At 55.6% G+C, this 12,043-nt stretch carries 11 protein-coding genes; 8 read left to right on the top strand and 3 right to left on the bottom strand.

Annotated elements, in window-relative coordinates:
- Positions 1-21: 21 nt before the first annotated feature.
- From dapD to map, 3 genes are read right to left on the bottom strand one after another with little or no spacing between them, the layout of a single operon-like run.
- Positions 22-843 (bottom strand): 2,3,4,5-tetrahydropyridine-2,6-dicarboxylate N-succinyltransferase, encoded by an 822-nt coding sequence (dapD, locus tag CJD38_RS05800; protein WP_107939364.1) that lies wholly within the window; start codon positions 841-843, stop codon positions 22-24.
- A gap of 1 nt (position 844) precedes the next feature.
- The gene (gene glnD / locus CJD38_RS05795; protein ID WP_107939363.1) at positions 845-3,526 is read right to left on the bottom strand and encodes a [protein-PII] uridylyltransferase; all 2,682 of its coding nucleotides are present in this window, start codon (positions 3,524-3,526) and stop codon (positions 845-847) included.
- Complete coding sequence (gene map / locus CJD38_RS05790; RefSeq protein ID WP_107939362.1) at positions 3,526-4,311, bottom strand: type I methionyl aminopeptidase; 786 nt, start codon at positions 4,309-4,311, stop codon at positions 3,526-3,528. Before map ends, glnD begins: the two co-directional genes overlap by 1 nt.
- A 182-nt stretch (positions 4,312-4,493) precedes the next feature.
- On the opposite strand from map, the gene rpsB reads away from it, so the two are divergent.
- The 8 genes from rpsB (at position 4,494) to rseP (ending at position 12,021) form a co-directional block, all read left to right on the top strand.
- Positions 4,494-5,318, top strand: a complete 825-nt coding sequence (gene rpsB, locus CJD38_RS05785; protein WP_107939361.1) for a 30S ribosomal protein S2 — start codon at positions 4,494-4,496, stop codon at positions 5,316-5,318.
- A gap of 137 nt (positions 5,319-5,455) precedes the next feature.
- On the top strand, positions 5,456-6,490 hold the full coding sequence (gene tsf / locus CJD38_RS05780; RefSeq protein ID WP_107939360.1) for a translation elongation factor Ts: 1,035 nt from the start codon (positions 5,456-5,458) through the stop codon (positions 6,488-6,490).
- A gap of 88 nt (positions 6,491-6,578) precedes the next feature.
- Positions 6,579-7,301, top strand: a complete 723-nt coding sequence (gene pyrH / locus CJD38_RS05775) for a UMP kinase (RefSeq protein WP_107939359.1) — start codon at positions 6,579-6,581, stop codon at positions 7,299-7,301.
- 18 nt (positions 7,302-7,319) lie between these two features.
- The gene (frr, locus tag CJD38_RS05770; RefSeq protein ID WP_107939717.1) at positions 7,320-7,877 is read left to right on the top strand and encodes a ribosome recycling factor; all 558 of its coding nucleotides are present in this window, start codon (positions 7,320-7,322) and stop codon (positions 7,875-7,877) included.
- Between the two features lie 6 nt (positions 7,878-7,883).
- Complete coding sequence (gene uppS / locus CJD38_RS05765) at positions 7,884-8,603, top strand: polyprenyl diphosphate synthase (RefSeq protein ID WP_206362896.1); 720 nt, start codon at positions 7,884-7,886, stop codon at positions 8,601-8,603.
- A gap of 67 nt (positions 8,604-8,670) precedes the next feature.
- The gene (locus CJD38_RS05760) at positions 8,671-9,489 is read left to right on the top strand and encodes a phosphatidate cytidylyltransferase (protein ID WP_107939358.1); all 819 of its coding nucleotides are present in this window, start codon (positions 8,671-8,673) and stop codon (positions 9,487-9,489) included.
- Positions 9,489-10,682 (top strand): 1-deoxy-D-xylulose-5-phosphate reductoisomerase, encoded by a 1,194-nt coding sequence (gene dxr / locus CJD38_RS05755; protein WP_107939357.1) that lies wholly within the window; start codon positions 9,489-9,491, stop codon positions 10,680-10,682. Before CJD38_RS05760 ends, dxr begins: the two co-directional genes overlap by 1 nt.
- Positions 10,675-12,021 (top strand): RIP metalloprotease RseP, encoded by a 1,347-nt coding sequence (gene rseP / locus CJD38_RS05750; RefSeq protein WP_107939356.1) that lies wholly within the window; start codon positions 10,675-10,677, stop codon positions 12,019-12,021. The genes dxr and rseP overlap by 8 nt, the downstream gene beginning before the upstream one ends.
- Positions 12,022-12,043: the final 22 nt, after the last annotated feature.

The following is a 12,043-nucleotide window of genomic DNA, read 5'->3' as shown; positions in this document are numbered from 1 at the left end:
CGGTATCTGAATCTTTGCGAGTTACAGATCGCGCAACAAAGCGTTGATGCCAACTTTAGCGCGGGTTTTAGCGTCTACGCGCTTCACGATAACGGCGCAGGTAAGGTTGTACCTGCCGCCATCTTTAGGCAGTGAGCCCGCGACCACAACAGCGCCAGCAGGTACGCGGCCATAGCTGATTTCGCCGGTTTCGCGATCGTAAATCGGCGTGCTTTGGCCGATGAAAACGCCCATCGAAAGCACTGCGCCTTTTTCAACGATGACGCCTTCAACGACTTCTGAGCGAGCGCCGATAAAGCAGTCGTCTTCGATAATTGTTGGGCTGGCCTGTAGAGGTTCCAGAACGCCGCCGATGCCGACGCCGCCTGAGAGATGCACGTTAGAACCAATCTGTGCGCAGGAACCAACCGTAGCCCAGGTATCCACCATGGTGCCGGAGCCGACATAGGCGCCGATGTTGACGTAGGACGGCATCAAGATTGCGTTCGGTGCGATGAATGAACCTTTGCGTGCAGCAGCAGGCGGCACGATGCGTGCGCCTTGTGCAACGAAGTCCGCTTCGGACCAATCAGCAAACTTCAAAGGTACTTTGTCATAGCCATGCAAGCGGCCCATTTCCACCGGTGCATTGTTATGCAGGCGGAAGTAGAGCAGTACGGCTTTCTTTAGCCACTCGTTGACCTTCCAGCCGTCGGCGGTAGGCTCGGCAACGCGAACTTCGCCTTTGTCCAGAAGACAAATGGTTTTATCTACTGCGCTGCGCAGAGTGGCATTGCACTTGTCGAGCGTGTCGCGCTGTTCCCAGGCAGATTCGATGATTTTCTGGAGTTCGTCTTTATTCATTTTAGTTGGCTTCAGTACGGTTGAGTGTGCGGGTGATGACTTCGCGGAGTTCTTCGATGACTTTCTCATCGAGAAGTGGGCGATGCATCCGATCAGTGATAAAGAAAACGTCTTCAGCGCGCTCGCCAATCGTGCCGATCTTAGCGGCGTCGAGCAGGATGCCGCGCTTCTGGAACACGCGGCCGATCATCGACAGCAGACCAGGTTGGTCGGCGGTGACAAGTTCAAGAATCGTACGCTTGCGCGCTTGATCCTGACTGAAATAAATCGTCGTCGGCGTGTTGAAGTGCTTGAGCTTATGTGAAGTGCGACGGTTCACATCGACGATGGAAATATCTGGATCGCTCAGCACTTTGCGTAGTGCATCGCGAATTTCATCGTAGCGATGTGCGCCATCAATCGGTGAGCCGTCGCCTTCCATCACCATGTATGAATCCAGCGTGTAGCCGTCGTCCGTGGTGTTGAGACGTGCGTCCAAAATGTTCAAGCCGAGGCGAGCGAGAACGCCCGTGGTGAGGCCAAACAAATGGTCGCGGTCGCGCGTGTATATGAAGACGGTCGTACCGCGGTCGGCGAGGGGCTCCACCAAAACCAGCGGCAATTTTTCTTCGGTGCTGGAGAGAATTTCTGGCAGGTGCCAAGCCAATTCTTCTGGCGTGTGGCGCAAGAAATAATCGTTTTCGAAACGCGCCCAAACTTCTTTCGCTTGTTGCGGATCAACGCCTTTGGCAGCGACGAGCGTGAGTGCGCGGCTGCGCTGTTCAGCAACCATCTCTGCTTCATTGACTGGGTTGTGCAGGCCACGTTCGAGTGCGCGAGCAGTCGCGTTGTAGAGATTGACCAGCAAGCTTTCGCGCCAGGAATTCCACAGTGCTGGGTTGGTGCCGCGAATGTCTGCGCAAGTGAGCAGGAACAGATAATCGAGCTTGCTGCGATCAGCGATCTTGCGAGCAAAATCGGAAATCACTTTTGGATCTGTGATGTCTTGTTTCTGAGCGGTGAGCGACATCAACAGATGGTTTTTCACCAGCCACGAAACAATCGCAGCATCGCCGTGCGAGAGACCGTGATTGAGGCAAAACTCTTCAGCTTCTTGTCCGCCCAATTCAGAGTGATCGCCACCACGACCTTTGGCCATGTCGTGGAAGAAAGCGCCGAGATACAGCACTTCCGGCTTGGTGAGGCGATCCATCACGTCGCTGCAGAAAGGGAACTCATCACGGAAACGCTTCATCGCAAAACGTCGTGCGTTGCGCAGAACGTAGAGTGTGTGTTCGTCGACGGTGAGCGTGTGAAACAGGTCGTACTGCATCAGACCGATGATTTGACCGAACGCAGGTAGATAGCTGCCCAACACGTTGTAACGATTCATGCGGCGCAGATTGCGTGTGAGGCCACGGCCTTCGCGGAACATTTCGATGAACAAGCTGCGTGCGCGTACGTCTTGGCGAACTGTATCGTTGATCAATCGAGCATCGCGCAGAATCAAACGCAAGGTACTGGCGCGGATGCCTTCAATTTTTGGATTTTGCTGCATCAGCAAAAAGATTTCGATCAGCGCATGCGGATGTTGTTTGAACACATCTTCACTACGCACTTCAATGAAGTTGCGACGCACTTCAAAGCGAGGGTTCAGTGCTTTCGGTTCTTCGCGAACTTCAGCATGCAGAATCGCTTCGTCGAACAGCTGCAACAACACGTCGTTGAGGCATGACAGTGATTTGATCGTGCGGTAGTAAAGCTGCATGAACTGTTCGACGGCGCGATTGCGGTCGGAGTCCACATAGCCAAACAATGCAGCGACTTTAATCTGATGATCGAACAGCAAACGATCTTCGCGACGGCCGGTGATCATGTGCAGCGAAAAGCGCACACGCCAGAGGAAATCTTGGCCAGCGAAAAGCTCGTCGCATTCTTGTTTTGTCAGGAAGCCGCGATCACGCAGTTCAATCAGATTGCGTGCGCCGAAGTGGCGCTTGGCAACCCAGCCAACGGTGTGAATATCGCGTAGACCGCCGGGGCCTTCTTTGACGTTCGGTTCCAGCTTGTAGCCGGTGTCGTCGTACTTTTTGTGACGTGCCGCTTGCTCATCGCGCTTGGCGCGATAGAACTCATCAGCGGGCCAGAGTTTGTCTGGCGCGATGGCAGTTTGCATGGCGCTGTAAAGGCGCATATCGCCGATCAGCGGACGCGCTTCCATCATGTTGGTCATGACGGTGATATCGCCATCCGCCTGCTGACGGCAATCATCAACTGTGCGCACGCTCTGGCCGACTTCGAGGCCAATGTCCCAGCCAAATGCAGTGAGCTGTTCCAGTGACTGGCGGTATTGCTCCAGCGCGCCGGGCTCGTGCAGCAACAGAATGTCGATATCCGAGTGCGGCAGCAGTTCGCCACGGCCGTAACCGCCGACAGCAATCATCGCCAAACCCTGCGGATTTTCTGGCAGAAACTTCAGCCAGGCTTCACGCAAAACTTCATCAACCAAATGGGCGCGGGCGTGGACCAGCGAGTCCGCAGGCATGCCTTCGTGAAACAGCGTGAATAGGCGCTCGCGGCCCCAAGTAAGGGTGTCGCGGAAGGCGGCGATAGAGCGGCCATCCAGATGCAGGCGAGCGCGGATTTTTGGCGTGCTAAAAATCGACGCGGCTTCGTCTTCGGCGAGTTCGATTTCTGCGCCCATTAGACGACTTCCCCTGCGCGCAGGGTCAGTACTTCATAGCCGGTTTCGGTCACGAGAATGGTGTGCTCCCATTGGGCGGACATTGAGTGATCTTTGGTGACCACGGTCCAGCCATCAGGCAGGAGTTTAACGTCGACTTTGCCGGCGTTGATCATAGGTTCGATGGTAAAGGTCATGCCGGCTTGTAATTCAACTCCCGTGCCAGCTTTGCCGTAATGCACGACTTGCGGGTCTTCGTGGAAAATTTGGCCAATGCCATGACCGCAATATTCCCGGACCACGGTGAAGCCGCGGGCCTCGGCGTATTTCTGAATCACGGCGCCGATATCGCCCAGTTTGGCGCCTGGACGCACCACTTTGATGCCTTCGATCATCGCTTCGCGCGTGGTTTCAGCCAGACGTTTGGCCAACACGGTGGGCTCGCCGACATGGAACATCTGGCTGGTATCGCCATGCCAGCCGTCTTTGATGACGGTGACGTCGATGTTCAAAGAATCGCCTTTTTTCAAGGTCTTAGGGCCGGGAATGCCGTGGCAGACCACGTGGTTGACCGATGTGCAGATCGATTTTGGGAAGGGCACGCGGCCGTTGCCGCCGCCGTAGTTCAGCGGGGCAGGGATGCACTTGAGCGTATTGACGATGTAGTCGTGGCAACGGCGATTCAGTTCATCGGTGCTGACGCCCGGTTTTACATATGGCGCAATCATGGTCAGCACGTCCCCGGCGGCGGCGCCCGCGGCGCGCATCATCTGCTGTTGTTCGGTGTTTTTTATAGTGATCGACATGGGCCGGAGCTAGGGGAAACGCAGGGGAACGCGTTGTTTTCAAAGGGTCGCTATGGTATAAAGCGCGCCCTTCAAAGGCAATTCGGCAATCCTGCCGCACTGTACTTTGATTAATCCAAACGCGTCGGTCTTGGGTGCTTGCACTTCGACGCGGTTTGCTATCAACCCAAGGAGTTGTACACATGTCGAATATCACTATGCGACAGTTGCTGGAAGCGGGCGTCCACTTTGGACACCGCACCCGCTACTGGAACCCGAAAATGGAAGCTTACATTTTCGGCGAACGTAACCGCATTCACATCGTTAACCTCGAACAGACCCTGCCGATGCTGAAGGACGCTTGCTCCTTCGCTGGCAAGCTCGCCGCCAACGGCGGCCGTATCCTGTTCGTAGGCACCAAGCGCGCTGCACGTGAGGCAGTTGAAGCCGAAGCGCTGCGTTGCCACATGCCGTATGTTTCCCAGCGCTGGCTGGGCGGCACGCTGACCAACTTCAAGACCATCAAGGGCTCGATCAAGCGCCTGCACGAGATGGAAAAAGCAATTGAAGATGGCAGCATCAATCGTCTGACCAAGAAAGAACAGCTCAACCACACTCGCGAAGTTGAAAAACTGCGCAAGTCGCTGGGCGGCATCAAGAACATGCCGAGCCTGCCGGACTGCCTGTTCGTTATCGACACCGGTTACGAAAAGAACGCGATTGCTGAAGCCAAGAAGCTCGGCATTCCGGTTATCGCCGTCGTCGACACCAACAACGATCCGCAGCCTGTTGACTACGTGATCCCAGGTAACGACGACGCAACCCGCGCCATCAAGGTCTACACCGCCTGCCTGGCTGAAGCCATTCTCGAAGGCCGTGGTTCGAACCCGAACCTCAAGCCTGACGAATATGTGCCAGAGCCAGAAGTGAAGATGGAAGCACCACGCAAACCGCGTCCGCGTAAGCCTGGCGAAAAAGATGGCAAGAACGACCGTGGTTCGCGCGGCCGTCGTGGCGCCGAAGCCTAAATCGTAGGCGAGCGGGAAGAGACTTCAATGTCTCTTCCCGTTCTGTTTTAGGCCTGCTGTTTTAGGCTCAATTTAGTTTCAAGCCAGATTTATTCCTCATCTGCTGCCTCAATGGCGGCAATAAAGATTTGATACCTATGACAACTCCAATTACTGCATCACAGGTTAAGGAACTCCGCGAGCGCACTGGCGCTGGCATGAGCGACTGCAAAAAAGCGCTCGAAGCCACCGGTGGCGACATCGACAAAGCCGCTGAAAAGCTGCGCACGGACGGCATGGCCAAGGCTGACAAGAAAGGCGGCCGTACGGCTGCTGAAGGCGTGATCGCGATGGCATCTGACGCCGGCTCGGTTGTGCTGGTTGAAGTGAACTCCGAAACCGACTTCGTCTCCAAAGGCGACGAATTCCAGGGCCTCGCTGCTGCTGCCGCACAGGCTGCACTCAAGCACAAACCTGCTGACCTCGCTGCGCTGTTGGCGCTCGACGTTGGTGGCGAAACGCTGGAAGAAAAGCGCCGCGCACTGATCGCCAAACTCGGCGAAAACATGACCATCCGTCGTTTTGAGATCGTGAACAAGGCAGCTGGCGAAATCGCCGCCTACCTGCACGGCACCAAGATTGGCGCGGTCGTGGCCTTGAACACGGGCAGCGCGGAAGTGGCCAAGGACGTTGCGATGCATGTCGCTGCTTCCAATCCACGTTTCCTCGACGTTTCGCAGATCTCGGCCGAAGTTCTGGCTACCGAGCGCCGCATCATCGAAGCCACGGTTGCGCAGGAACAGGCCGAAGCCAAGGCTGAGTCCGACAAGCTGGCCGGGTTCCTTAAAGAAATGGATGGCGAGAAGACCAATGGTCACTATGACGGCCTCTCCGCTGAAGGCAAGAAGGAATGGGATGACGAGTACGCCACGATCAAGAAGAAGTTCGGTGGTGGTTACAAGGCGAAACCTGCTGAAATCCAGTCCAAGATGCTCGACGGCAAGGTTGCCAAGTTCGTGAACGAAATCACCCTGCTGGGTCAGCCTTTTGTTAAGAACCCAGACGAGACGGTTGAAAAGCTGCTCGCGTCGCAGAAAGCCAGCGTCGCACGCTTCGTGCGTTTCGCTGTCGGCGACGGCATCGAAAAGGCTCAAACTGACTTTGCAGCAGAAGTGGCTGCAGCAGGCGGTTAAGTCCTTCTTTGCGGTAAACTATCGGTAAATCTGAGGCCCCGGAAACGGGGCCTCTTTCTAGGCGAACCAGAACGCGAGGATTCCTGACTTGAGTACAAAGCCAGCTTACAAACGAATCCTGTTGAAGTTATCCGGCGAAGCCCTGATGGGTAGTTCGCAGTTCGGCATTTCCTCTGAGGTGATGACCTTTCTCGCTAACGAGATCAAGGGCATCGTTGATGCGGGTGTTGAAGTTGCACTGGTGGTCGGTGGCGGCAACATCTTCCGCGGCGAAGGTCTGGCCCGCGGCGGCATGGACCGCATCACTGGTGATCACATGGGCATGTTGGCTACCGTGATTAACGGCCTCGCCATTCAAGACGCGATTGAACGCATCGGCCTGCAAGCACGTGTGCAGTCTGCACTGCGCATCAACGAAGTTTGCGAAGACTACATTCGCCGCAAAGCACAGCGTCATCTCGAAAAAGGTCGCGTGGTGATTTTTGCTGCCGGTACTGGCAACCCTTTCTTCACGACCGATTCCGCTGCGGCATTGCGTGCGGTTGAAGTCAGCGCTGATCTGTTGTTGAAAGCGACCAAGGTCGACGGCATCTACACCGCCGATCCTAAGAAGGATCCGAAGGCCACCAAGTATTCGACGCTGACCTACGATCAGGCGCTAGACCAGCGTTTGAGCGTGATGGATCAGACCGCGCTGGTGCTTTGCCGCGATAACAAAATGAAATTGCGGGTCTATGACATGGACCGCCCGGGCGCTCTGATGAAGATCGTGATGGGCGACGACACCATTGGCACGCACGTAACCGTCTAATTTTTGGAGACGATGGAAATGGTAAACAAGATCAAAGCCGACGCCACTGCCCGTATGCAGAAGTGCCTCGACAACCTCAAGACTCAGCTGACCAAGCTGCGCACTGGCCGCGCCAATCCCGCGCTGCTGGATCATGTGCGCGTCGATTTTTATGGTTCGGAAGTTCCTATTTCGCAGGCCGCTCAGGTCACGGTTGAAGACGCTCGTACGATCTCAATCACGCCTTATGACAAGACGCTGCTCGGTCTGATCGAGAAAGCCATTCTGGCTTCAGATCTGGGCCTGACGCCGAACACCGCTGGCACCACGATTCGCATCAATATGCCGCCGCTGACGGAAGAACGTCGCCGTGAGCTGACCAAAGTTGTGAAGACTGAAGCGGAAGAAGCCAAGATCGCGATTCGCAATGTGCGTCGTGATGCTAACCAGGCGGTGAAGGATCTTGGCAAGGCTAAGACCATCACCACCGACGAAGAAAAGCGCGCTGAATCCGATATTCAGAAGCTCACCGATCAGCATGTGGCCAAAGTTGATGAAACGGCTGCAACGAAAGAAAAAGATTTGATGGCGATGTGATCTGACGTGAGCAAGTCTTCACCTTCGCTGCCAAAGTCGTCCGCACCGCGCCATGTCGCGGTGATCATGGATGGCAATGGCCGTTGGGCAAAGCAGCGTTTGCAGCCACGCGCAATGGGGCATCGTGCGGGCGTTAAGAGCGTGCGCAAGATTGTTCGTGGGGCGCATAACGCCGGCGTTGAAGTGCTGACGATCTTTGCGTTTTCGCAAGAAAACTGGCGTCGCCCGCAAGAAGAAGTGAGCTTGCTGATGCAGCTCTTCGTGAAGACCTTGTCGCGTGAAGTGGACTCGATGCACAAGAACGGCATCAGCATTCGCTTCATTGGCGATCATCGTGATTTTGCACAAAGCCTGCGCGATGAAATGGCGCGTGCCGAACAACTCACTTTGCATAACACCTCACTTAAGTTGGTGGTGGCGGTGGGTTATGGCGGGCAGTGGGATATCGCACAAGCGGCAAAGCGTTGTGTCACGCTGGGTCGTGAAATCAATGTCGAGAACATCGAAGAGTACTTAGATACCGCAGGTCTGCCGGCGCCGGATTTGATGATCCGTACTGGCGGTGAGCAGCGAATCAGCAACTTCTTGCTGTGGCAGCTGGCCTATACCGAGCTGTTCTTTACCGACACGCTGTGGCCTGATTTCAATGAAGCCGAATTCAAGGCAGCAATCGCGTGGTTTGCTGGACGCGAACGGCGCTTTGGCCGAGTGCCTGAAGCGGCTTAAGTCGCTTTGAAAACCGCCATGGATAGCGCATCCTTACATCTGCAACTCACCGGATCGGACCAATAACATGTTGATGCAGCGCGTGATCACCGCCTTGCTGTTATTACCCGTGCTGTTGGGCATGATCTGGTTTGCGCCAACGCCTTGGCTTTATGTCTTCTTTTCTGCCGCTGGTCTGATGATCGCGTGGGAGTGGACCGGCCTGATGCGTTGGTCGGGGCATAGCGCCAAGCGCTATCTCTATGTGGCTGCAATGGCGATTGTGTTGTTTGCGGTTTGGGCTGCTCCGATTGAATACCGCCCTTGGTTGTTCGGTGTGGCTGCGGTTTGGTGGGTGTTTAGCTTCATTCTCGTCTCAGGATTCCCGCAGAATTTTCAGCGCCACCCACCATCTGATATTGCGATGAGTTTGTTGGGCTTGCTGCTTATTTCTTCAACGCTATTGGCGCTGGCAACACTGCATGCCATGCCCAATGGCGTGATGCGTTTGATCTATTTGTTCTTCCTGATTTTCGCTGCAGACACCGGCGCATATTTCGCAGGCCGCACGTTTGGTAAGCACAAGCTGGCGCCGAATGTGTCGCCTGGCAAAACCATTGAAGGCGCGATTGGCGGTGTGCTGCTCTGCGGTGCATGGTCGCTTGTGGGCGGGCATTACATTTTTCAGGCACAAGGCGATGCGCTGATCGCATTGTTCGTGCTGAGCATGGTGATTGCGGTGTTCTCGATTGTGGGCGACCTCACCGAAAGCATGTTCAAGCGCCATGCAGGTATCAAAGACAGCGGCAATATCCTGCCCGGTCATGGCGGCATTCTTGATCGCGTCGACAGCATTCTGTCCGCTGCACCAGTGATGGTGCTGGGCCTGCTGTTACTCAATATCTGATGCAAAACCTCGTCGTCCTAGGCGCTACTGGAACAATCGGGCGCAACACACTCGACGTTGCGCAGCGGCATAGCGACAAGCTGCGTGTTCTGGCGCTGACAGCCAATACCGACGACGCCGCTTTATTTGAACTGTGCCAAGCATTCTTGCCGCGCATTGCGGTGATGGCAGATGCAGCCGCAGCGCAGCGTCTTGAAGCCAAGATCAAATCCGCAGGTCTCAAAATTGAAGTGGGAACTGGCGTCGATGCGCTAGTTGCAGTTGCTGCACATGCTGAAGCTGATCAGATCATGTCGGCCATTGTTGGCGCAGCGGGCTTGTTGCCGACGCTGGCCGCTGTGCAAAAAGGTAAGCGCGTTCTGATTGCCAACAAAGAACCGCTGGTGATGGCGGGGCGTTTGCTGATGGATGCGGCGGATCAATCTGGCGCCACCATCATCCCGATTGATTCTGAACACAACGCGATCTTTCAGTGCTTGCCTGCGGCGTATCGCTGCGGCGCAGTGCCTAAGGGCGTAAAGCGTTTGGTGCTGACGGCATCCGGCGGCCCGTTCCGTGAAACGCCTTTAGCGGATTTGCCCAAGGTCACGCCTCAGCAGGCGGTGCGTCACCCCAATTGGGTGATGGGCCAGAAGATCTCGGTGGACTCCGCCACCATGATGAACAAAGGCTTGGAGCTGATTGAAGCGGCGACTTTGTATCGTCTGCCTGCCGCCCAGCTTGAGGTGGTGATTCACCCTGAGAGCGCGATTCACTCATTAGTTGAGTACGTCGACGGCTCGATGCTGGCCCAACTTGGTCAGCCCGATATGCGCGTGCCAATTGCTCATGCGCTGGCTTGGCCAGAGCGCTGGGAGTCGGGTGTAGATGGCCTTGATCTTGCTGCTTTGGGACGTATGCGCTTTGAGCCAGCGGACACGCAGCGCTTCCCCTGCCTGCGTTTGGCACGTGAGGCTTTGATTGCGGGCGGCAATGCCGCAAATGTATTGAACGCAGCGAACGAAATCGCTGTCGAAGCGTTTCTTAAGGGGAAACTTACGTATACCGGTATCGCAGAAATGATCGAAAGCTGCCTGAATGCTGATCACCAAGCTGTAGCGTCTGACCTTGCCGGCATTCTTGCCGTCGATGCTTGGGCCCGTGATTGGTCTATGAGTTGGCTCAATTCTGGACAGAAGGTCATCCATGCTTAATTTGGTTTGGAGCGTTGGCGGGTTTCTGGTCGCGATCGGTATTCTGGTCGCCTTTCACGAATTCGGTCACTACTGGGTTGCTCGACGCTGTGGCGTCAAAGTTCTGCGCTTCTCACTAGGCTTCGGCAAACCGCTGTGGACCCGCACCAGCAAAGATGGCGTGGAGTGGGTTGTATCCGCTCTGCCTTTGGGCGGCTACGTCAAAATGCTGGATGAGCGCGAAGGCGAAGTCCCCGCGAACGAACGTCACCTCGCCTTCAACACACAGAGCCTTGGCAAGCGCGCACTGATTGTGGCGGCCGGCCCCATATTCAATTTTGCACTGGCGATCCTGTTTTACTGGGCCGTCTTTATCCTTGGCGTTGAAGGCATCAAGCCGCTTCTTGCAGAGCCACCGGCTGCCTCTATTGCGGCCAAGGTTGGGTTGCATCAGGGCGACCAGGTTTTGCGCATCGGCGATGTTGAAATTGCCACTTGGAACAAACTCCGTACAGAACTGCTGAGCCGTGCGCTGGAAGGCAAGCCTGTGCCTGTCGTGATCAAGACCAGCGGCGGCGAGACCCGCGAGCTAGTGATTGATCTGGCCGCAGTCCGAGTGGATCCGGAGTTTCTGTTTAACGATCTCGGTTTTGAGGTTTTTCAGCCTGAGATTCCCGCCCTGATTGAAAGCGTGGTCAAAGGCGATCCAGCAGACGATGCTGGCTTGAAGACCGGCGATCTTTTCCTGTCCTTTAACGGCACGCCTGTGACCTCTTGGCAGCAGTGGTCCAAATGGGTGCGTGCGCATCCCGGCGAAGTGGCCAAAGTTCAGGTTAAGCGCGGCAATGAGACACTGGAACGCAACCTCATCATCGGCCATGGCGATCAAGGGCTTGGCAAGATTGGCGCGCGCGTAGCAGTCCCGCCTGAGTTGTGGCAGGATTTGCGCGCTGAAGACCGGCTTAACCCGATTGCCGCCGTTCCTGCGGCGATACGGTACACCGGGCAGATGTCTATGCTGACCTTGAAAATGCTCTGGCGCATGGTGCTGGGGGATGTTTCGATCAAGAACGTCAGCGGTCCCATCCAGATCGCAGAGGTGGCAGGAATTACTGCCCAAGTCGGCTTTGTGCCGTTCTTGGCTTTTATGGCCATTGTTAGTGTGAGTTTGGGTGTATTGAATTTGTTACCGGTGCCGCTGCTGGATGGCGGGCATCTGTTGTATTACGCGGTCGAAGCGGTGAAAGGATCACCGGTTTCTGAACGCATGATGGAGATGGGGCAGCGCTTGGGGGTGACCTTCTTGGTAGCCTTAATGGGGTTAGCGTTCTACAACGATATTGCGCGCCTGCTGAACTGAACTAAAACTAATTACGAACTGA

This window comes from Stenotrophobium rhamnosiphilum, from assembly GCF_003052265.1.
In the GTDB taxonomy this organism is placed as follows: domain Bacteria; phylum Pseudomonadota; class Gammaproteobacteria; order Nevskiales; family Nevskiaceae; genus Stenotrophobium; species Stenotrophobium rhamnosiphilum.
This window is presented reverse-complemented; position numbering and strand designations above follow the sequence as displayed.

Bases quoted from the DNA above. Each gene is read 5' to 3' on its own strand.
- CJD38_RS05760 (WP_107939358.1), top strand. From the start codon at position 8,671: ATGTTGATGCAGCGCGTGATCACCGCCTTGCTGTTATTACCCGTGCTG.
- tsf (WP_107939360.1), top strand. From the start codon at position 5,456: ATGACAACTCCAATTACTGCATCACAGGTTAAGGAACTCCGCGAGCGC.
- rseP (WP_107939356.1), top strand. From the start codon at position 10,675: ATGCTTAATTTGGTTTGGAGCGTTGGCGGGTTTCTGGTCGCGATCGGT.
- frr (WP_107939717.1), top strand. From the start codon at position 7,320: ATGGTAAACAAGATCAAAGCCGACGCCACTGCCCGTATGCAGAAGTGC.
- rpsB (WP_107939361.1), top strand. From the start codon at position 4,494: ATGTCGAATATCACTATGCGACAGTTGCTGGAAGCGGGCGTCCACTTT.
- dapD (WP_107939364.1), bottom strand. From the start codon at position 843: ATGAATAAAGACGAACTCCAGAAAATCATCGAATCTGCCTGGGAACAG.
- dxr (WP_107939357.1), top strand. From the start codon at position 9,489: ATGCAAAACCTCGTCGTCCTAGGCGCTACTGGAACAATCGGGCGCAAC.
- map (WP_107939362.1), bottom strand. From the start codon at position 4,311: ATGTCGATCACTATAAAAAACACCGAACAACAGCAGATGATGCGCGCC.
- glnD (WP_107939363.1), bottom strand. From the start codon at position 3,526: ATGGGCGCAGAAATCGAACTCGCCGAAGACGAAGCCGCGTCGATTTTT.